General features: G+C 72.5%; 20 protein-coding genes. 7 read left to right on the forward strand and 13 right to left on the reverse strand.

From position 1 onward, the window contains the following. The 6 genes from HP507_RS07890 to HP507_RS07915 all read right to left on the reverse strand — a co-directional run. On the reverse strand, positions 1–357 hold a 357-nt coding region (locus tag HP507_RS07890; RefSeq protein ID WP_217508600.1), incomplete at its 3' end, for a hypothetical protein. Further along, on the reverse strand, positions 354–3,077 hold the full coding sequence (locus HP507_RS07895; protein ID WP_175351244.1) for an FtsK/SpoIIIE domain-containing protein: 2,724 nt from the start codon (positions 3,075–3,077) through the stop codon (positions 354–356). The genes HP507_RS07890 and HP507_RS07895, both read right to left, overlap by 4 nt. Continuing rightward, positions 3,061–3,612 carry a nucleotide exchange factor GrpE gene (locus HP507_RS07900; protein ID WP_175351245.1) on the reverse strand — a complete coding sequence of 184 codons (552 nt, stop codon included), beginning with the start codon at positions 3,610–3,612 and terminating at the stop codon, positions 3,061–3,063. Before HP507_RS07900 ends, HP507_RS07895 begins: the two co-directional genes overlap by 17 nt. Next, positions 3,609–4,736, reverse strand: a complete 1,128-nt coding sequence (locus HP507_RS07905; protein ID WP_175351246.1) for a tetratricopeptide repeat protein — start codon at positions 4,734–4,736, stop codon at positions 3,609–3,611. The genes HP507_RS07900 and HP507_RS07905 overlap by 4 nt, the downstream gene beginning before the upstream one ends. A 63-nt stretch (positions 4,737–4,799) precedes the next feature. After that, positions 4,800–6,350, reverse strand: a complete 1,551-nt coding sequence (locus tag HP507_RS07910; protein WP_217508601.1) for an Hsp70 family protein — start codon at positions 6,348–6,350, stop codon at positions 4,800–4,802. A gap of 135 nt (positions 6,351–6,485) precedes the next feature. Further along, entirely contained in the window at positions 6,486–7,490 is a 1,005-nt protein-coding gene (locus HP507_RS07915) for a site-specific integrase (RefSeq protein ID WP_175351247.1), read from the reverse strand. 169 nt (positions 7,491–7,659) lie between these two features. Between HP507_RS07915 and HP507_RS07920 the strand changes: the two genes are divergently transcribed. Beyond that, positions 7,660–7,806, forward strand: a complete 147-nt coding sequence (locus HP507_RS07920) for a hypothetical protein (protein WP_175351248.1) — start codon at positions 7,660–7,662, stop codon at positions 7,804–7,806. 343 nt (positions 7,807–8,149) lie between these two features. Here HP507_RS07920 and HP507_RS17555 read toward each other — a convergent pair whose 3' ends face one another. The 6 genes from HP507_RS17555 to HP507_RS07945 form a co-directional block, all read right to left on the reverse strand. Continuing rightward, positions 8,150–9,319, reverse strand: a complete 1,170-nt coding sequence (locus HP507_RS17555) for a M20 family metallopeptidase (protein WP_217508602.1) — start codon at positions 9,317–9,319, stop codon at positions 8,150–8,152. After that, positions 9,316–10,344: a ketopantoate reductase family protein gene (locus HP507_RS17560; RefSeq protein WP_217508603.1), complete on the reverse strand. Its 1,029-nt coding sequence runs from the start codon at positions 10,342–10,344 to the stop codon at positions 9,316–9,318. Before HP507_RS17560 ends, HP507_RS17555 begins: the two co-directional genes overlap by 4 nt. Beyond that, complete coding sequence (locus tag HP507_RS07930) at positions 10,341–11,159, reverse strand: SDR family NAD(P)-dependent oxidoreductase (protein WP_175351249.1); 819 nt, start codon at positions 11,157–11,159, stop codon at positions 10,341–10,343. The genes HP507_RS17560 and HP507_RS07930 overlap by 4 nt, the downstream gene beginning before the upstream one ends. Beyond that, positions 11,156–12,499 carry an MFS transporter gene (locus HP507_RS07935; RefSeq protein ID WP_175351250.1) on the reverse strand — a complete coding sequence of 448 codons (1,344 nt, stop codon included), beginning with the start codon at positions 12,497–12,499 and terminating at the stop codon, positions 11,156–11,158. The genes HP507_RS07930 and HP507_RS07935 overlap by 4 nt, the downstream gene beginning before the upstream one ends. 98 nt (positions 12,500–12,597) lie before the next feature. After that, entirely contained in the window at positions 12,598–13,548 is a 951-nt protein-coding gene (locus HP507_RS07940; protein ID WP_175351251.1) for a polysaccharide deacetylase family protein, read from the reverse strand. Between the two features lie 35 nt (positions 13,549–13,583). Beyond that, positions 13,584–14,717 carry an Lrp/AsnC family transcriptional regulator gene (locus HP507_RS07945; RefSeq protein WP_175351252.1) on the reverse strand — a complete coding sequence of 378 codons (1,134 nt, stop codon included), beginning with the start codon at positions 14,715–14,717 and terminating at the stop codon, positions 13,584–13,586. A gap of 169 nt (positions 14,718–14,886) precedes the next feature. Between HP507_RS07945 and HP507_RS07950 the strand changes: the two genes are divergently transcribed. The 6 genes from HP507_RS07950 to HP507_RS18365 all read left to right on the forward strand — a co-directional run bounded on the left by HP507_RS07950 (position 14,887) and on the right by HP507_RS18365 (position 20,395). Beyond that, positions 14,887–15,867 (forward strand): aldo/keto reductase, encoded by a 981-nt coding sequence (locus HP507_RS07950; protein WP_175351253.1) that lies wholly within the window; start codon positions 14,887–14,889, stop codon positions 15,865–15,867. A gap of 9 nt (positions 15,868–15,876) precedes the next feature. Next, on the forward strand, positions 15,877–16,254 hold the full coding sequence (locus HP507_RS07955) for a holo-ACP synthase (protein ID WP_217508604.1): 378 nt from the start codon (positions 15,877–15,879) through the stop codon (positions 16,252–16,254). A gap of 100 nt (positions 16,255–16,354) precedes the next feature. Then, on the forward strand, positions 16,355–16,642 hold the full coding sequence (locus tag HP507_RS07960) for an acyl carrier protein (RefSeq protein ID WP_175351254.1): 288 nt from the start codon (positions 16,355–16,357) through the stop codon (positions 16,640–16,642). Then, positions 16,639–17,853 (forward strand): acyl-CoA dehydrogenase family protein, encoded by a 1,215-nt coding sequence (locus tag HP507_RS07965; RefSeq protein ID WP_217508605.1) that lies wholly within the window; start codon positions 16,639–16,641, stop codon positions 17,851–17,853. Before HP507_RS07960 ends, HP507_RS07965 begins: the two co-directional genes overlap by 4 nt. Beyond that, positions 17,850–18,812, forward strand: a complete 963-nt coding sequence (locus HP507_RS07970) for an amino acid--[acyl-carrier-protein] ligase (RefSeq protein WP_175351255.1) — start codon at positions 17,850–17,852, stop codon at positions 18,810–18,812. Before HP507_RS07965 ends, HP507_RS07970 begins: the two co-directional genes overlap by 4 nt. Then, a complete protein-coding gene (locus HP507_RS18365) occupies positions 18,809–20,395 on the forward strand; it encodes an alpha/beta hydrolase (RefSeq protein ID WP_175351256.1) in 1,587 nt (528 codons plus the stop codon). Before HP507_RS07970 ends, HP507_RS18365 begins: the two co-directional genes overlap by 4 nt. 49 nt (positions 20,396–20,444) lie before the next feature. Here the strand turns inward: HP507_RS18365 and HP507_RS07980 are convergent, their stop codons facing one another. Continuing rightward, entirely contained in the window at positions 20,445–20,933 is a 489-nt protein-coding gene (locus tag HP507_RS07980) for a peroxiredoxin (protein WP_175351257.1), read from the reverse strand. Positions 20,934–20,950 lie beyond the last annotated feature (17 nt).

Here is a 20,950-nt window from a genome sequence, read left to right on the forward strand (position 1 = left end):
GCGCTGGGCGACCCGGGCGTCGGCGACCGCGCGCTCGACCGCGCGGACCGCCTCGGTGTGCCGGGCGAACGCGTCGTCGAGGGTCGTCCCGGGTTCCGACGCGGCGGGCCGCACCCGTGCCGGCATCCTGACGCCGATCTCGGCGAGCGCCGCGGCGGCCGCCCGGTACTCCTGCGTGACCGTCGCACGAGCTCGCTCGACCGCGCGCGTCGCGTCGTCCCGTCGGCGGTCCTCGGTGGCGATCGCGGCCGCCTCCACCCGGCGGGCTTCCGCGGCCCGGGCGTCGAGTTCCGTGCCGACGGTGGAGAGCGCCGCGAGCGCCGTGCGGAACTCCTCGCGCGGATCTCCCGGACTCACGTCGTGCCCCAGTCGGTGGCGGCGAAGGCGGCGGCCTGGCCGGCGGCGAGGGGCGACGACGGCACGATGACGGTCGGCTCGGGGCGCTGGGTGCTGTCGAGGAGCAGCCCGCGGTTGTCGCGGACCGTCCACGGGACGAGCGGACCGACGGCGTCCGCGGTCGCTGACCGGTCGAGTCGGAGCAGCAGGAGCCCGTCGATGCTGCCCTCGTTCATCAGGCCGATGTGTGCCTTCCACGTGGCGACGTTCGTCCACCAGCCGAGCACGTGCACGCCGACCGCCGGGCCGGACACCAGCAGGTCCTGGAACGCCTCGACCGGTCGGTTCGCGAACGCGTCGGGGACGTCGAGTCCCACGGCGCGGTCGAGCGCGAACCCGACGACGTAGAGCGACGGCGCATCGTCGACCTCCGCGCGGTCCCGGACCACCGAGGCCGTCTCGGCGAGGAACGCGGCCAGGTCGGAGCGACCGACGGTGCGGACCGGGAACCCGAGTCTGGCCATCAGGGCGAGCCATCCGTCCTGGTCCGCTCGACGCCGCCCCTCGTCGTCGAGCAGGTCGACGGCGACGAACTCCGCGTCGCCTCGGGGGTGCTGCATCGCGAGGGACAACGCTGCGGTCTGCAGGACGCCGACCGCGACGTTCGCCGTGTCCTCGTCGGCGTTCCTGGTGTCCTCCCCCGCACCGAGGACGGCGAGGTGGCGTCCGGGTTCGCGGGAGAGCGGCACCGAGGCCGGCGGTCCCCCGACGGCGACCGGCATGCCGACGACGGCCGCCGGCGTCGCCCGGCCGCCGATGACCGCGGCGCGGAGGTCCCGGATGACGCCGATCGCGTCGACCGGTCGCCAACGACGACTGCCGTCGAACACGAGCGGCGGGTGCTCCCGACGTCCGGAGTGCGCCCACCAGGCCCGGCGCGCTCCGGCGAGCTCCTCAGCGTCGGCCGCGGCGATCACGACCGTCCGGTTCGCCGTCACCTCCCCGTAGTCGAGGTTGAGGATCGCGGTGCCGCGGGCACGGAGCCTCGCGGCGCCGTCGTTGCCGGGTGCGAGGGATGCGAAGGACTCGGTGAGCGCGTTCTTCAGGGCGATCCGGATCGGGAACTGCGCGAAGATGCCGTTCTCCCGCGTCATGAGCGCGCTGATGCCGGCCACGGTCTGCGACGCGAGCACGAGGTGGACCCCGTACGAGCGACCGCGTCGCGCGATCGCCTCGAGCACGCGGGCACCGCGGTCGGCGGTCTCGTCGGCGGGGTCGAAGAGCATATGGAACTCGTCGACGACGACCACGATCCTGGGCATCACCGCGTCGGGGACGGTCCGCCGGTACGCGGCGATGCTGTCGCCGTGCGGGCGGAAGAGTCTCGCGCGCCTGGCGAACTCGGCCTCGACGTGTTCGAGAGCAGCGACGCCGAACTCGCGGTCGCTCTCGAGCCCGAGGACCCTCGCGTGCGGCAGGAAGTCCGGCGACCCCGGCGTCGGTGCGAGCGGGTAGAGGGTGACGCCTTCCTTGAAGTCGAGCAGGTGGAGTTCGAGCTCGTCGGGCGAGTAGCGGGCGGCGAGGCTGTGCACGACGACGCTGAGGAGGTTCGACTTGCCCTGCCCGACGGCGCCGGTGACGAGCACGTTGTGCCGCTGGTCGACCGCGTCGCCCAGGGTGACCTCGACGGTGCGGCTGCCCTCGGCGCCGACCGCGAACGTGATGCGCTCGGCGCTCGACGTCGCCCACGGTGCGTCGAGCGGCTGCACGCGGGTGAAGGGCACCGCGGGCACGCTCGCCGCCGTGATGCGGGCGGCGAGCGCGTCGGCTTCCGCGGTGATCGTCGCGATCGGCACGGGCGGGACCTCGACGCGCCATCCCGGCGCCGCTTCCCACACCATCCCGCCCTCGACCGCGCGGAGGGTCGGGTCGGCCCGGTCGTCCCGGTCGTCCTCGGTCGCGACGACGAAGGTGACGCCGGCCGCCGGTCCGACCGCCATGAGGGTCGCGAGGCGGCGTGCGGCGTCCTCATCGCTCCCGGTCGGGTCCTCGAGGAGCACGACGAGCACGAGCCGGCCGACCGGCGAGTCCTCGCGGCGCCGGAAGGAGAGCAGGTCGGGACTCTGTCCACGCATCATCTCGGTGGTGCGGTGCACCTCGGCGGTGAGCTCGTCGAGCACGACGGCGAACTCCGTCCGGCCGGAGACGACGCGCAGCGACTCGGGCGCGGCAGCGCGGATCGCCGCGAACGGTGCGAGCGCGCCGGACATCGCCGGGTCGTACGCGACGACGTCGAGCTGCCCCGGTGCGGTCCGTCGCAGGGCCTCGAGCATCGCGCGCCGGACCACGGGGAGCGCGGCGTCCGGCGCGGCGTGCACGATCAGGTTCGCCGAGCCGATGAGCGGGACGACGAGCGGCGCGACGATCTCCTCGTTGACGCCGGCGTCCCGTCCGCTGAGCCGGACCTCGCCGAGCGACACGTGGTCGGCGACGGCGAGCGGCCCGTCCTCGGGTGCGGTGAGGAGCCGGGCCGCGTCGCGCGCCCGGAGGCGCATCTCGGTCACCCGCTGCGCCGCCGTGTTCCGCGCGACGACCAGTGCGTGCTCACGCGCCGCACGGTGCGCGGTGACCCGCGTGGCGGCCGCACCCCGCGCCTCCAGGCCGAGCGCATCGAGCGCCCCGAGGACGGACGCGTGGGTCGCGGCCAGCGCCGCAGCGGCGGCCTCAGACGCCGACGGCACCGTCGTCCGCCGCGGTCGTGCGCGGGGCCACGGCGATCGTGACACGCGAGGGGCGGAGGAGGCGGTCGCCGATGCGGTACCCGTCGCGGTGCACGACGACCACCGATCCGACGGGAGTGCGCTCGTCGGCGGGGACGGTCGCGACCGCCTCGTGGAAGCGCGCGTCGAACCCGCCGTCGTGCTCGACGGGGAGGACCTGGCGGCGCGCGAACGCCTCGAGCACCTCGTCGACCGCCGAGTCGACGAGGGCCTCGCTGACCGGCTCGTCGCGCAGTCGGTCGATCGCGAGGAGGAGTTCGAGGACGAGTGACTCGAGGGCGCGCGACCGGAGGAGTTCCTGGGACTCGCGGAGCTGGTCCTGCACGGTCGCGTACAGCGACGCGCGCGCCCGGTCCTCGGCGAGTCGTCGGACGAAGAGGTCGCGGAGCTGCGCGACCTCCTCGCGCAGCCCGTCGACCGCCTCGGCGACGCCGGGCGCGGTCGAGGCGACGCCGGGCGCGGTCGAGGCGACGCCGGGCGTGGTCGTCTCGCTCATCGTGCGTCCTGGAGGCCCGTCGCGGCGACCGCCTTGTCGGAGTGCTTCCGACGCCACTTCCAGTTCGCCATCCGGTGCCGCATCACCATCACGACGATGAGCAGGACCATCAGCACGATGCCGAGCGTCGTCAGGCCCCCGGAACCGCCGCCGAGCCCGAACAGGACCACGAAGATCGCGACGAAGTACCCGAACACGTACGCCCGCACGTGCTGCGACGGGTGGTTCCGCACCTTCGCGGACTCGTCGACGTGGGCGCGGAACTCCTGGATGTGGCCGATGAGCTCCGGGTCCGAGATGCGCAGGTCGTCGATCACGGCGAGCACCTGGTAGCCCTGGTCGAGCTGGGCCTGGCTGAGGATCGAGCTGGTCCCGTCGGGGTACTTCGACCAGCGGCTGGCGGCGTAGTCCGCGAGGACCGCGGCGTAGGAGTGCTGGAACGAGTCGACCTCCGGGTGCTCCTCGGCCGCCTGCTTGAGGATCGGCAGCGCCTCCTCGTACTCGTCGAGTGCGGCGTGCGACATCGCGGCGCCGACCGCATTGGACGGGTCGCCGGGGTCGAGTGCTGCGGCGCGCTCGAAGGCCGCGAGGGCCTGCCGCCAGTTCTCGGTGCCGGAGTAGACGTCGGCGAGGTCGCTGTACAGCGCCGCCGAGGTCGGGTCGAGGCGGATCGCCTCGAGGAACGCGAACTCGGCGTCGGCGGTGTTGCCGAGGTGGTTCGACGAGGTCCCGCGCATCGCCCACGCGAGCGGGACGTCCGGGGTGTTCGTCGTGGCCTCCCGCGCGGCCATGTTCGCGGCGCTCGCGTTCCCGTCCTGCAGGTGCTGCGCGGCGATGGCGACCCAGTCACGTGCGCCGGCGGTCGAGTGGCCGGATGCCCTGGCCGCCTCGGTCTCGGCGGCGAGCTGCCGGTCGTACGCGGTGCGGCGCGCCGCGTCGAGGAGGACCTGTTCCGCCTCGGCGAGCCTCGCGGTCATCTGCTCGGCCGCGGCACGGGTCTCGGCCTTCGGCAGCGTCGCTCGCTTCCGCCAGGTCGTCCGCTGCTGCTTGATCGCGTCGGTGATCGTCGTGGTGTCGGCGTGCTGGGCGACGTCGAGCACCTCGTAGTAGTTCACGAGTGCCATGGGATGCTCCGGTTCGGGTTCGGGTTCGGGTTCGGGTTCGGGTTCGGTGGGTACGAGCGGTGGTCAGGAGACGGTGAGCGCGGACACCCGCGTCGCCGCGGCGGCGACCTGCGCGTCGCTCAGGGCGGTCCGGGCGTCCGTCTCGAACGAGGCGATGCGCACGCCGGCGGTCAGGTCCTCGACCTCGATGAACACCGTCTGGTCGATGTCGTAGTGGTAGGTCACCCGGACGCGGGCGCCCCGCGGGTACGGCGGGATCGGGACGAGCTCCTCGCGGATGACGGTGACGTACTCGGGATCGGAGTCGTCGCCCTCGGTGACCTGCACGTTGATCCCCGTCTGCCCGTCCGTCGTGGTCGTGAACACGTCGCTGTGGGTCGACGGGACCTTGCTGTTGCGCGGGATGATGATGCTGTTCACCTCGTGGGTGGTGCCGTGCTCGAGCGTGATGACACCGAGGCTCTGCGACGTGACGTCCTGCACGACGAAGCCGACCGCCGCCGGGACCACCTGTCCGCCGCCCGCCGTCGCCGGTTCGGTGCGCTCCATCGAGGCCTGGACGGCAGCGCCGAGCGCGACGGCCTGGTCCGGGTCGACCGTGCGGTCGGCCGGTCGACCGGCGAGGCCCTCGACCATCGCGCGGACCATCGGCATCCGCGTCGAACCACCGACGAGCAGCACGTGGTCGACGTCCGCCCAGCGCAACGACGCCTCCTCCAGCACGGACTCGGTGAGGTCCCGCGTCCGCGCGAGCAGGTCGGCGGTCGCCCGCTCGAAGTCGGCCCGTTCGATCCGCACCCGGTACTGCTGGCCGCCGGCGGACAGGTGCACGTTCGCGGTGGACACGGTCGTCAGGCTGCGCTTGGCCATCTCCGCCTTCTCGCGGAGCATCGTCACGTCGCCGGGCGCGTCGAGCAGGTCCGGTCCGCCCTGCGCCTGCACCGCCTCGGCGATCAGCGAGATGAGCGCGTTGTCGAAGTCGAACCCGCCGAGGTTCCGGTCGCCGTCGGTCGCGATGACGTCGAACACGCCGTCCGTGATCCGCATGACCGTGACGTCGAAGGTGCCGCCGCCGAGGTCGTAGACGAGCACGGTCCCCGGCGCGTGGTCATCGGCCCCGAGTGCGTCGAGTCCGAACGAGAGCGCTGCGGCGGTCGGTTCGTTGAGCACGCGCAGCACCTCGAGGCCGGCAATGGTCCCCGCCTGCCTGGTCGCGGTGCGTCGTGCGTCGTCGAAGTACGCCGGGACGGTGATGACGGCGGAGGTCACGGGCTCGCCGAGCGCGAGCTCCGCGTCCTCCTTGAGACGCTTGAGGATGATCGCCGAGATCTCGACGGCCCCGTAGGACGTCCCGCCCTCGGAGTCGAACTTCCAGTCGGGGTCGCCCATGAACCGCTTGACGAAGTCGATGTAGGCGTCCGGGTCGCTCGCCGCCGAGTGCTTCGCCATGGTGCCGACGATGGGTTCGTCCTGACCGTCGAAGCTCTGGAAGAGCACCACGGAGGGGGTGATCGGGTCGCCGTCGCGGTTCACGAGGATCCGGGGCTGCCCGTCGTCGCCGAGCACGGCGACCGCGGAGTAGGTGGTGCCGAGGTCGATGCCGACAGCGCTCATCAGTGCCCCCATGGGTGCGGGCGACGCGGGTCGTCGCCGGGACTTCCGACGATTCGGGATGATCGCCGTGGGATGACGCTAGGAGCGCGGCCGCGGTCACCACGAGAGTGTTGTTCCGCCGCCGCTCTTCTGGTATCACGAGGGTTCCTCGATCCCGAGGGCGGCCCGGACGACGCTCCTGACCGTCACCCATTCGGGGGTGGACGGCGCGGTCCGCATCGACGACGCGTACCGAGCGAAGTCCGGCGCGGGGATCCCGGCGACCTCGAGCGCGAGCGTCCGGATCCGGCGCACATCCGCACGGGAGAGCGGGAGACGGTCGAGCGCAGCTCCCGACAGCCACACCGCGGGCGGGAGGGCCAGCGCCGCGTCGAGGAGCGGCTGCAGGTCGCCCGCCAGGCTGAGGCCGAGGGACTGCCGCATCGCGAGTGGGGTCTCCAGGTGATAACGGATCGGGATATCAGCGTCGCGGATCCGCTCCGCGAGCGAGTCGAGGTGGTCGGCCAGCCACGAGTCCGGGACCAGGTACCGCACACCCGCCTCCGCGAGCCGGAGCCGCACCACCGGGTGCAGACCCGGGTGCGCTACCGCGACGACGGGCACGGTCGCCAGACGGTCGCCGAGCGCACGGAGCGTACGGATTGGCGCGTACGGGTCGAGGCGGTCGCGGCTCGCGACCTTCGCGAGCACGACGTCCCAGACACCGATGGTCGCCGGGTCGAGCTCGGAGACGCGGTCGGCCCAGCAGAGGATCCCGTGGTCGGCGAGCACCGATCGCACGCCCGCCCGGAAGATCGGGTCGTCCGACACGACGAGTGCTGCCGTCCGCGTCGCCACCCCCGCGGCGATGAGCCGCTCGGTCTCGAGGAGCCGGCGCCGGTCGACCGGAGAGCGTCCGGCCCCGTCAACCTCGACGTGTGCACGGCGTTCGCCCGTCAAGGCCGCCATCCGGCGCCGGATCGTGGCCGCCGACCGCCCACGTCGCACCTGGTCGACGAGGTACGCGAAGAGGTGCCGCTCCTGGAGCTCGTGGACGGCGGCCTCGACACCCAGTCGGTTGCACCACGCGGCCACGTCGTTGAGGTCGCCGCGGTAGGCGCGCATCGTCGCGGGGGAGAGGGGCGGGCGGGCAGCGGGCAAGGGCGTTCCGTTCGGGATCGGGTCGAGCCGATCGTGACAGCCGTGCCACCGTCCGGGGGCCGGACCGGACAAACCGGAAAAAGCGGAAAGGACGGGCCCCTGGCGTTCGGACACCGTGGTTCGATCCGAGGACACACCTTCCACCCGCACACGGTCCAGGAGCACACGCATGGCCGACGACAAGTACGACCAAGTCCTCACCAAGGCGAAGATCAAGGGGGTCAGCTCGCTCGACCGGAACGAACTCGAACTCTTCAAGCGGCTCACGAAGGAGGGCAGCGCGCGAGGACGCGAAGCGAACCGACTCGTTGACTAAGGAATCAACGGCTGCTCGCCGGGATGCTGGTCACTGTCGGGCTGAGCGCCGCCGTCTTGCCGGACCTCTCGAACATCGGTGCGTCCTCGGTCGCAGTAGAACCGGTCGCTGCCGCCTAGTACGTCCCCATTCCCGCACCGACACCAGACCGACACGGACACGAGCGCAACGCTCGGACCAGTCTGAGGGAATGGGACGATCACCGTCCTGACCTGGTCTTTCGACAACCAGCGGAGCGCGAGCGACGGGACTGACATCCACGGTGTAAACGTGGCGCTCTACCAGCTGAGCTAAAGGCCCTCACCACGATTCTAGAGGGCAAGCGCCGCAGCGGCCGCCGCACTCACGCCAAGCGCTGCAACACCCCGGCTGCGAGCGCGGTCCGCTCCACCATCCGGTCGAGGTCGACCCACTCGTGCCGGGCATGCGCGCCGTCCCCGACAGCGCCGAGCCCGTCGAGCACGGGAGCGCCGAGGGCAGCCGCGAAGTTCCCGTCGCTCGCTCCCCCGACGCTCGTCTCGGTGATCGTCAGGCCGAGCGCCTCGGCAGCGGCCTGCGCGGTCCGGAAGAGTTCGACGTTCGCGTCCGTGCGTTCCATGACCGGTCGGTTCCAGCCACCGGTCACGGTGATGGAGGCAGCGGGCACGGCCGGCCGCAGGTCGGCGAGCACACGGTCGATCCGTGCAGCCTGGGCGTCGGACGAGACCCGGACGTCCAGCGCCGCCGTCGCAGCACCGGCCCGGACGTTCGGCCGGGTCCCGCCGCTGACCACGCCGACGTTGAGCGACGTCCCCGCGTCGAGGTCGGCCGCGCCGTGCAGGGCGAGGACGACGCGGGCGAGCTCGTCGACCGCGCTGGCACCACCGGCCGGGTCGAGGCCGGCGTGCACCTCGACCCCGCGGATGTGCACGTCGAAAAGCCCGACGCCCTTGCGGGCCGTCTTGAGCGCTCCGTCGGGACCGGCCGACGCCTCGAACACGAGCACCGGTCCGGGTGTCCGACGGACCACGTCCTCGATGATCGGCCGGGAGCCGATGCTGCCGATCTCCTCGTCCCCGTTCAGGACGAGCCGGATGTTCGGGCGCGGGAGGTCGCGCTCGTCGAGGAGGGCGACCGCGTGGGCGAACTGCACGAGGCCGGCCTTCATGTCGTAGGCGCCAGGACCGGTCAGGCGAGCACCGTCGATGCGGACCGGCCAGTCGGCGAGCGTCCCGGCGGCCCAGACGGTGTCGTAGTGGCACAGCACCACCGTCCAGCGCCCGGAGGGGTGAGGTGCCATCAGGTCACCGACGACGACGGGACCGTGCCGTTCCGGCTCGTGCAACGTCCGTTCGGCGAACGGTCCGACGGTGTCGCCGAGGAAGCGCTCGACGTGGCCGAGTCCGGCGCGGAGCAGCGCGAGGTCGTCCGACGGCGTCTCCGTCTCGACGTACCCGATGAGATCGTCGACCATCCGGCCGCGGCGCACGGTGGCGGCGTCGAGCAGGCTGCCCTCGACGGCGCTCGTCGTCATCGTGCTGCCCCGATGGCTGCGACGAGTCCGCGGATCCGGTCCTCGTGCATGGGAGCGCCCTCCTCGACGGCGACGATCTCCGCGACCAGTGCGCGGATGCCGGGCGTGGGCACGCCGAGCGACTCGCCGGCGTCGATGACGGGGCCGTAGTGCAGCGGCACCTCGGTCTTCCGGTGCCGCACGGCGATGTCGCGCCAGATCCCGGAGCGCGTCTTGGACTGGGTGGCCAGCCACGAGACGAGGCCGTCGAGCGCCGATGCCGTCGTGGTCGGGTCGGCACCGGGTGCGAACGCGGCCGGTTCGAACGCATCGAAGGCCTCGGGCGCGATGCCCTGGGCCTCGGTGACCGCGAGGACCTCGCGTGCGAGGGCGGCCATCACGTCCCGGTTGCGGTCGATGAGCACGCTCATGTCGTCGTCGGCGAGCGCCGTCGCGGTCAACATCGCGCCGAAGGCGAGCTTCGACCAGAGGTACCCGGCGACGTTGTCGGTCACCACGGGGCCGCCCCAGTGCTGCAGGTCGGTGGCGAGCCGGCGGTTCCGGTCGCTCGTCCCGCCGGCGTACTCGCCCAGTGCCATCGCGCCGAGTCCGCCGTCCTGCACGACACCGGGTGCGACGACGTCGGCGAACAGGTCGACGAACGCGATGACCGTGCGGTCCGCGCCCACGTGCCGTGCGATCGTCGCTTCGTTGAGACCGTTCTGCAACGATGCGACCCAGCCGTCGGCGGCCAGGCGCGGGGCGATCCACGCGGCCGCCGAGTCGGTGGCGAGTGCCTTCACCGCGAGCAGCACCGGTCCGAGCGCGGTCGGCGCGTCTGGGTCGTCGAGGTGCCAGATCGGCAGCCGGGCGACGCGTTCGCCGTCCGCGGTCCGGAGACGGAGGCCGTTGCTCCGTACGGCTTCGACGTGCTGCGGGTCGGCGTCGATCAGCTGGACCGGGACGCCGGCGGCGTCGAGGTGGACGGCGAGGGTGCCGCCGATCGCGCCGGCGCCGACGATCGTGTACGGGGTTGGTTCGGTCATGCGGGGGCTTCCTCTCGTCCGGGGCTCGGCGATGCGGGGTGGGATGGGGTGCTGAGCGGCAGGGTGTGGGCGCCGGTCGACGACCCGCCGTCGACGCGGAGGATCGTCCCCGTGACCCACCCGGACTGCTCCGGGTCGGCCAGCCAGACGACGGCCTTCGCGATGTCCGACGGCTTGCCGGGCCGCCCGAGCGGGTTCGACGAGACGGCGGCGGCGTACTCGTCGCTGACGCGGTTGACCTCGCTGTCCACCACGACGAACCCGGGCGCGACCGCGTTCACCCGGATGCCGGCCGCACCGAGTTCGAGGGCGCTCGCCCGGGTCACCATCTCCAGGGCCGCCTTCGAGGTGCTGTACGGCGCGGCACCGGGCCGGGCGCGGAGCGCGGCGCCCGAGGTGATGTTGACGACCGTGGGCGTACGTCCGGCCTCGGTGGCGAGCCGCGCAAGGGCGACGGTGGCGAGCAGCGGCGCGCGGACGTTGACGTCCTGCACGGAGTCCCACGTGGTCGCGTCGAGCTCGAGGAACAGAGTGGCCGGGTAGACCCCGGCAGCGTTCACGAGCACGTCGACCGGTTCCTGCTCCCAGGCGGTGGTCACGGCCCGGGCCGGGGCCTCCGGGTCGCGCAGATCTGCGACGACGACTCCGGCAGGCGAACCGGACCCGGCCGGTCCCGCGAGCGTCGCCGCAGCCGCGGCGAGCGCCTCCGCCCGGTGGTCGACGAGGGTCAGCCGGTCGCCGAGGGCCGCGAACCGCTGCGCCACGGCGAGTCCGATGCCGCTCGCGGCACCCGTGACCAGCACGTGCCGGGTCATCGGAGCACCTTGCCCTTCGTCTCCGGCATGGTCAGGTACACGACCAGGCCGATCGCGGCGGCGACGGCGCAGTACACCCACACCAGGTTCCCGAGTCCGGCGCCGCTCATCCACGTGGTGATGTACGGGGCGGTGCCGCCGAAGATCGCGACGGCGAGGGCGTAGGGCAGGCCGATCCCGGTCGCTCGGACCTCGGGCGGGAACTGCTCGGCCATGATCACCGCGCAGTTGGCCGAGTAGCCGAGCAGGAACAGGATCCCGATCACCTGGATGACGAGCAGTGACCAGAACGTGCCGCTCAGGAAGGTGAACGCCGGCCACGCGAACAGCAGGAACCCGCCGGCGAAGATCGACATCGTGGGCTTGCGTCCGATCTTGTCGGACAGGATGCCGGCGAAGGGCAGCAGCACGAGGAAGACGACCATGGCGATCACGTTCGCGATGAGGGCCTGGTTGAGTGGGAGCCCGGTCGTCACGTGCGCGTAGGTCGGCATGTACGACACCCACATGTAGTAGAGCAGCGTCCCCGCGATCGTGATGCCGAACACGCGTGCGGTCGCGCCGGGGTGGTCGCGGAACATCGCGACGACGGCGTTCCGCTTGGGTGCCGCGTGCTGCTCGTCCCGGGCCCGCTGGGCAGTGAACGAGTCGGTCTCCTCGACCGAGGTCCGCAGCCAGATGCCGACGAGGCCGATCAGCGCGCAGAACACGAAGGCGAGGCGCCAGCCCCACGCGTCGAGTGCGTCCGCCGACAGCGCGGAGGTGATGATCGCGCCGATCCCGGACGCGATCAGGACGCCTGCTCCGACCGACACCTGCTGCCAGGAGCCGGCGAAGGCTCGGCGCTTCGGGGCGGCCGACTCGACGAGGAACGCCGACGAGGAGCCGAACTCGCCGCCGGCCGAGAACCCCTGCACGAGTCGTGCCAGGAGCAGGACGATCGGGGCGACGATCCCGATGGTCGCGTAGTCCGGCGTGATGCCGATGACGAGCGAAGCCGCCGCCATCAGGCCGATCGTCAGCATCAGGCCCTTCTTGCGGCCGTACCGGTCGGCGTAGGCGCCGAGCACCGCTGCGCCGATCGGGCGCATGACAAACCCGACGGCGAAGACCGCCAGGGTCGCGAGGAGCGCCGCGGCGTCGTTGCCCGGCGGGAAGAAGTGGTGGCCGAACACCGACGAGAACGTCGTGTATACGGCCCAGTCGATCCACTCGACGGTGTTGCCGATGCCGCCGGCGACGATCGCCTTGCGGCCGCGGGCCGTGAGCCGTGTCTCGTGGACGGCTGTCGGCTCGGCGCCGTCGGCGCCGACCCTCGGGTTGGTTGCTTCTGCTGTCATCGTTGCGTCGACTTCCTGGGTGGGAGGAACGGGGGTGCGGAACGGGTGGAGCAGTGGACTGGAGGCACGGGGCGGGGACGACCCGTGCCTCCAGTCCGTCAGACGGTCGCGTCCGTGGCGAACGCGACGACCGGGTCGAGACCGCTGGCGGTCGCGACGTGCTCGGCGAGTCCGGCGTGGGTGGTGAACCAGACGTCGTCGAACGAGCGGATGTGGGCGAGGAGGGCTTCGAGGACGACGAGGCGCGACCGGTGCCCGATGAAGTGCGGGTGCATGGTGAGCTGGAACACGCCGCCCTCGGCGCGGGCGACGTCGAACTCGTCGCGCCAGATCCGGCCGACCTCGTGCGGCGGGGTGTAGGGCCGCAGCGACTGGAAGCGCTCCATCATCAGGTACGGCGCGTCGTCGCGGATCCAGTCGACGGGGATCTCGACGATCCCGGTCGGTTCCCCGCGGTGCAGGATCTCGTACGGGTCGTCGTCGGCCATCAGCGAGGAGTCGTAGCGGAAGCCGAGCTCCCGGGCGACGTCGAGCGTGGAGTCGCTGAAGTCCCACGACGGGGTCCGGATGCCGGTCGGGCGCACTCCGGTCTGGGACGTCAGCACGTCGACGGCGCGACCGAGCAGGTCGAGCTCGTCGTCGTGGCCGAGCAGCGTGTTGCGCTCGTGGATCCACCCGTGCACGGCGACCTCGTGACCGTGTTCGACGTAGGTCGGGGCCTCGTCGGGACGGAGCAGCGCGCAGACGGCGGGCATGTAGAACGACGACGGGGCCTCGTACCGGTCGAGCAGGCGCAGGATCCGCGGGACGGCCGCGCGTGCGCCGTACTCCCCCATCGCCATCCGTCCGGGCGAGGTCTCGCCGTCGCGGAGGGACGGGGTCTCGTGGTCGGAGTCGAACGACATCGCCACCGCCACGCGGGCACCGCCGGGCCAGCGGCCGGGACCCTCTGGCGGGAGCAGGTTCCGTCCGGCGCGGACCTGCTCGACATGGCCGCGCCAGGTGGGTTCGTCCCACTGCCAGGGCTGCTGGGGATCGGACTGGGGCATCGTGTCCTCCTCGGGTCTGATGGTCGGGACGCCGGTCAGGCGGTGTCGGGCACCCGGACCGCCGGTGATGGGGTGGCCGCCGCCTGGTCCGCCGGTGACGTGATCGCCGGGGCGGACGCCTCGCTGGCGGGGACGAACCGGCCGTCCTCGATACGGCTCCACATACGCTTCACGGTGCGGAGCTGCACGGTCACGTCGACTTCCCGCACGCCGGGCAGCGCGCCCAGGACGTCGGTCGTGAAGGTGTAGACGGAGGCGAAGTCCGGCAGGAACGCCTGTCCGATCAGGTTGAAGCGCCCGAGCGACGCCGCCGCGTAGTGCACGGAGGGATGACCGGCGAGCTGAGCGGCGGCGTCCGACAGCCGGTCCGGTGCCACCGAGATCCACACCTCGAGTTCGGTCGCCCGACCGAGCAGCGCCGGTGCCACGAGCGGGCCGATCCGGAGTCGTCCGCTCTGCACGAGGTCCTCGAGCGTGCGACGGGTCGCGGCCTCGGTCCGGCCGACCTCACGCGCCAGGTCGGTGAGCGGCTTCCGGCCGTCGCGGACGAGCGCGGCGAAGACCGCTCGCTCCTCCGGGATCGCGTCGGCGTGCAGCGGCGAGACGCCTTGCCGCGTCGACGGATCGGGCGCGGGCGCGTTGGCGGTCGCCGATCGCGGAGCATCCGCGTCCGCTGCTCGCCCGGTCGGCGCGAGAGCGTCCCCGGGGAAGACGGTGAACGGCGCGGTGAAGGTGCGGACGATCGGCAGTGCCTCGGTCTCGACCGGTCGCCCGTCGACCTCGATTGTGCTGAGGAACGACGTGAGGTCGCCGACACGGGGCAGGACGACCTCGGCCGTGCAGTCCGCGGACCCGGTGAGCGTTGCGGCGAACCGCACCTCGGGGCGACGGGCGAGCGCGTCGGCCAGGGCGTCGGCGCGGGCGGCCCCGGACCTGATACGGACCTTCGTCGACACGCCGAACCCCGCTGCGAGCACGTCGGACGCGGCGATGATCCGGACCGTGCCGTCCTCGAGGAGGCGGGTCACCCGGCGCTGGGCGGTCGACGTGGAGCAGCCCGCGAGTTCGCCGATCCTGGCCCAGGATGCCCGACCGTCGTGGGCGAGCGCTCGGAGGACGGCGCGGTCGACGTCATCGGCACCGCCCGGGCGAGCATTCACGACCGTCATGATGGACAACGTATTCGGTCATCCACTCGGCGTCAATAGATGTTTTTCGTCACAGGCGACCTGTCTCATGATGTTTTCATTCAGCGTCGGATGGTTCCTGCGTCCGGCACTACGAGCGACGCCCGCGCGCTGACCGTCGCACGAGCAGCGCTTGACTACGCTCGCCAGCATGGAGAGTCGCACCCTCGGCCGTACCGGCCGCCCCGTGTCCGTCGTCGGCCTCGGCACCTGGCAGTTCGGCGGTGACTGGGGCCCCGTCTCCGAAGCCGACGCCAACGCCGTCATGGACGCGTCCGTCGAGTCCGGCGTCACGCTCTTCGACACCGCCGACGTGTACGGCGACGGCCGCAGTGAGCAGCTCATCGGCGCGTGGCGTGCCGCGAACCGGGACGTCCCGCTGACGGTCACGACGAAGATGGGGCGCCGGGCGGAGCAGGTCCCGTCGAACTACGTCGCCGCGAACTTCCGCGAGTGGGTCGACCGTTCCCGCCGGAACCTCGGCCAGGACACGCTCGACCTCGTCCAGCTGCACTGCCCGCCGACGCCGGTGTTCGAGGACGACGCGGTGTACGACGCGCTCGACGCCCTGGTCGCGGACGGCTCGGTCGCCGCCTACGGCGTCAGCGTCGAGACCGCCGACCAGGCGCTCACGGCGATCGCCCGCCCCGGCGTCGCGACGGTCCAGATCATCCTCAACGCGTTCCGCCTCAAGCCGCTCGACCGCGTGCTGCCGGCGGCCCTGGAGGCGCGGGTCGGCATCCTCGCGCGCGTCCCGTTGGCATCGGGGTTGCTCTCCGGCAAGTACACGACCGAGACGTCCTTCGCCGAGGGCGACCACCGCAACTACAACCGCCACGGCGAGGCGTTCGACCAGGGTGAGACGTTCAGCGGTGTCGACTTCGAGGACGGTGTCCACGCTGCCCAGGCCTTCGCGGCGGCGCTGCCGGAGGGCGTCTCGGTGCCGCAGGCCGCGATCGCGTGGATCATCGCGCAGGACGGCGTGACCGCGGCGATCCCCGGTGCCCGCAACCCCGCCCAGGCACGGTCCAACGCGGGCGCCGGCGACCTACCCGAGGTCCCGGGACTCGACGAGACGGTCCGCGAACTGTACGACGAGTGGTTCCGCGCGGCCGTCCACGACCGGTGGTGACGTGCTGCCGTGACCACGATCCGGACGGGCACCGACCTCGCGGCCGTCGAGGACGTCCTCGAAGGCATCACCGCGCACGGCGAGCGCTACCTGTCCCGCGTGTTCACGCCGCGGGAGCGGGCCGATGCCGGTGACGATCCCGAGCGCCTCGCCGCCCGGTTCGCCGGCAAGGAGGCCGTGCTGAAGCTGCTCCGGCCGGACCGTTCGGACGCGGTCCCGCTGACCGACGTCGCCGTCGTGCACGACGCCGTCGGGGCGCCGGTCGTCGAGCTGACCGGACGCGCCGCCGAGCTCGCCGAGGCGATCGGCTGCGACACCATCGCGGTGTCGCTCTCGCACGAGCGCGGACTCGCCGTCGCGACCGCCGTGGCACTCACGGACCGCTGAGCCGAGCACTGTCACCGCGCTCAGGCTCGGACCGCCGCGTGCGGTTTCGCGCACCGGCACGGCGGTTTTCCGGGCCTCGCTCCTCCCTATCGTTGCGAGCATGGACCAGGACCCGACCACCGCAGCGACCTCCGTCGCACTCGCCACACCGACGACCGAGGAGACCGTCCGACGGGCGCTCGCCGCCCACGGCCGTCTCACCGTCGACGCCATGGACGTGGCCTCGATCGCCGATCTGTACGCCCTCGGCTTGACCTCGCATGCCACCGTGAACGTGATGCTCGCGGTCGAGAACGAACTCGACGTCGAGTTCCCCGACTCCGCACTGCACCGTTCGACCTTCGGCACGATCGAGTCGATCGCGGCCGCGGCGGAGACGGCCTCGTGATCACCGAGGAGCGGACTGCGGACACGAGCCCGGAGACCGCGACCGAACGCGCCGGAGTGCCGACCACCGACCGGTTCGCCGCCCGCACCGCGCTCGTCGTCGAGATCGCCGCCGAGTTCGCGGAGGAGGTCGACCGCGACGCCCGGCCGCCGCGCGAGGCAATCGCCGCCATGAAGGAGCACGGTCTCCTGGCCGCCGCGGTGCCGACGGAGCTCGGCGGTGAGGGCGCGACCCTCGCCGAGCTCTCGGTCATCGCGACCGAACTCGGGCGGGCGTGCGCCGCGACGGCGATGGTCTTCGCGATGCACCAGGGCCAGGCCATGGCGCTGTGGCGGCACGGGGGTGTGGCCCTCGGCGTCACGGCGATGATCGACGCGGTGAAGGCCGGCGCGCTCGTCGCCTCGTCCACCACCGAACGCGGCATCGGCGGTGACAGCCGACGCAGCACCTGCGCGATCGAACCCGACCAGGCCGGACGGATCCGGCTCCACAAGGACGCACCGGTGATCTCCTACGCGACCGAGGCCGACGCGGTGTTCGTCACCGCCCGCCGCGACCTCGACGCCCCGGCGTCCGACCAGCGGCTCGTCATCTGCCTGCCCGCCGAGACCACGCTGACCCGGACGTCGACGTGGGACGCGCTCGGCCTGCGCGGCACGTGCAGCAACGGGTGGGTCCTGGACGCCGAGACCCACGAGGACCGGATCCTCCGCGACGACTACGCCGCGATCTCGGCCCGGACGGTCCTGCCGGTGTCGCACGTCCTCTGGGCGTCGGTGTGGCTCGGCATCGCCGCGGACGCTGCCGACCGTGCACGTCGGGCGGTCCGGAAGCAGGCCCGTGCCGCGGTCGGGCAGACCCCGCCGGGAGCCCTCCGGCTCGCCGAGCTCCTCGTCGACCTGCAGTCCCTCGCCGACAGCGTGCGGCACGCCGCCGCCCGGTTCGATGCGGTCGCCGACGACCCCGAGGTCCTCGAGTCGACCGCGTACGCGCTCGCCGCGAACGCGCTGAAGATCGGCGCGTCCGAACGGGTCACCGACCTCGTCACCAAGGCGCTCCGGATCGTCGGCATCGCCGGCTTCGCCGCCACCGGGCCGCTCAGCATCGCCAGGCACCTCCGAGACGCCCACGGTGCCGCCGTCATGGTGAGCAACGACCGTCTCCTGCAGAACGACGCCGGACTGGCCCTCATGAGCGGAGCGATCCTGTGACCGTCACCGCACCCGGCACCGCCGGCGCCACTGCCACGAGCACGACCGACCTCGACGCCGCCCGCGCAGCACTCCGCTCGCGGCTGCTCGACGACGGCGTCCTCGTCGACCTCGGCTCCCCGGGACTGTACGGCCGCACCGGCGTCTTCGAGCGCGTCTACTCCGCCGTCGACGCCGCGGAGGTCCGGATCCACGAGGACCTCGACGCCGAGGTCCTCCGGTTCCCGCCCGTGGAGCCGCTGACGGCGTTCGAGCGCACCGACTACATCGCGTCCTTCCCTGACCTCGCCGCGTCGATCTCCGGCTTCACCGGCGACGACCGGACCCACCGGGCGCTGCTCGCGGCGCGGGAGCGCGGCGAGCGCTGGGAGTCGTTCCTCCAGCCCGCGGACCTGATGCTCACCCCGGCGGTCTGCCACCCGGTCTACGGGCTCCTGTCCGGGACGCTCCCCGTCGGCGGTCGCACGTTCGACATCCTCGGTGACTCGTTCCGCCGCGAGCCGTCGCTCGACCCGATGCGGCTCCAGGCGTTCCACATGCACGAGTTCGTGCACGTCGGCACCCCGGAGTCCGCGAAGCAGCACCGTGACGGCCGGATCCCCGGGATGCGCGCCCTGCTCGAGTCGTTCGGTCTGGAGATCGACGTGGTCCCGGCGAACGACCCGTTCTTCGGGCGGGTCGGGCAGATGCTCGCCCGGAACCAGGTCGAGCAGGCGCTCAAGTTCGAGCTCGTGACGCCCGTGTACGGCCAGGACCGCCCGTGGACCGCGATCGGGTCCGCGAACCTGCACGAGGACCACTTCGGCACGTCGTTCGCCATCCGCACGGCCGACGGAGGAGTGGCCCACAGCGCCTGCGTCGCCTTCGGCCTGGAGCGCGTCACCATCGCGCTGTTCGCCGCCCACGGCACGGACCCGGACGCGTGGCCGAGGTCCGTCCGGGCGGCTCTGGCGCTGTGAGCACGTTCCACGGTTGGTCGGGGAGTCCCGCCCTGCGGGTCGCGGTGCAGCTGCCGGCAGCGGCCCGCGCGGGCGTCGTGATCTGCCCGCCGCTCGGGCAGGAGGGCGTGATCGCGTACCGCACACTCCGCCTGCTGGCGGACCGTCTGGAGGCGCGTGGCGTGGCTTCGGTGCGTTACGACCCGTCCGGACGTGGAGACGCGGCGCCCGACACCGACCCGGACGCGCAGGTCAGGTCGGCGCAGCGTGCCGCAGCGCTGCTGCGGTCCGTCGGGGTCGACCGCGTCGCGTTCGTCGGTCTCGCGTCCGCCGCCCCGGTCGCCGCCGCGGCGGCCGGGGACTCGGACGGGCTGGTGGTGTGGGACGCCCCGCCGTCCGGCCGCGCTTGGCTCCGCAAGCAGCGGGCGCTCGCGACGATCACGATCGGTGACGATCGCGTGGTCGGCGACGTCGAGACGCTCGTCGGCATCGACGTGGAACCGGAGGAGGCCGCAGCGCTGTCCGCGTTGGCCTACGCGCCGCGCACCGGTCCGACGATCGCCCTCGTCCGCCCGGGCACCACGGCGCCCCGAGCGCTCGGGGCGGTGCCGACGACCGAGGTGACGGGCAGCGCCGAGCTCCTCGACGGCACGAGCATGGTGGCCCGCATCCCGGGTGCGGCGGTGGACGTGGTCGTCGGGTGGGTCGACGCCTGGGCGCCGGTGGGGGCGCTGTCGACGGTGCCGCCGGTGCTCGACGAGGTGCTCGACATCGACAGCCGTGTGTCCGAGCGGATCGTCCGGTTCGGCCCGGAACAGCTCTTCGCGGTCGAGACCGTCGCGTCCGGGCAGGTCGAGGACGCCCCCGTCGTCGTGCTGCACAACGGCTCTGCCGAACACCGCGTGGGATCCGCCGACTACCAGGTCGCCCTCGCCCGGGGCCTGGCCCGCGACGGTGCCCGCGTGGTCCGTGTCGACCGTCGGGGCACGGGTGAGAGCACGGCGGTGCGCGAGGACGAGCGCTCCGGGCTCTTCACGCAGGACTGGATCGACGACCAGGACGCGGTCGTCGAGGCCCTGGCGACGCCGGCGGACCGGCTCGTCCTGGTCGGCATGTGCGCGGGAGCGTGGCTCGCCGGCCGTTCGGCGGACGTGTCCCCCCGCCTCGTCATCGAGATCAGCCCGAACGACTACCGCCGACACACGGCCCCTTCGGGTGCCTACGCCGATGCGCTCCGTGCGATCGACGAACCGTCGGCCCTGCGCCTCCGGGTCCGCGGCTGGTGGAACGCCGTGGTGCCGAAGGTCGTCCGCGAGTGGGTCACCCGGCGTGACCGCGTCGGCGGCGTCGTGGCGCACGTGCGGCCGCTCGTCGAGCGCGGCACCGACGTGGTGGTGATCGCGGCACCCGAGGACGCCGACCTGTTCGACCGTCTCGGCGGCCGGCGGGCCGTGCGCCGTTGGCCCGCTGGTGGCCGGACCGGCAGCGTCGAGGTCGTGCGGGTGCCGGACGGCGACCACGCGCTCTACTCCCCGCTGATGCGCGAGGCCGTGCTCGCCGAGGTCCGCTCACGCGTCGCCGCGACCTTCCCCGTGCGCGTCTGAGTCGTCGGACGGGGCCGAGCACCCGCCCGGATGAGCGGTGCTCGGGACGTCAGCCGACGGGGACCGGTGCGGTGCAGGCGGCGAGGCGGTCGAGGGCCGCCCGGTACTCCGTGACGTCGCGGGCGACGCCCGGCTCGGAGATGATCGAGGCCTTGATGCGGCCCTGCACGTCGATCACGAAGGTCGCGCGGGTGGCGAAGCCCTTCTTCTCGAGGAACACGCCGTACTCCTTCGAGACGGCACCGTGTGGCCAGAAGTCGGCGAGGAGCTCGAAGTCGTAGCCGTTCGACTCGGCGAACGAGCGGAGCGTCGCCTTCGAGTCGACCGAGATGCCGATCAGCTCGACGCGCTGGTCCTCGAACATCGCGATGTTGTCCTGCAGGGCGCAGAGTTCGTTCGTGCACGTGGACGAGAACGCCAGGGGGAAGAAGACGAGCGCGACCGGGCGGACACCTCGGAAGTCGCTGAGGCGGACGTGCTCCCCGAACTGGTTCGGGAGTTCGAAGTCCGGCGCGAGGGAGCCGATCTCCAGTGCCATCAGTGCGTTGCTTCTTC

This window comes from Curtobacterium pusillum (genome assembly GCF_013359865.1).
GTDB classification, from domain to species: Bacteria; Actinomycetota; Actinomycetes; order Actinomycetales; family Microbacteriaceae; genus Curtobacterium; species Curtobacterium pusillum.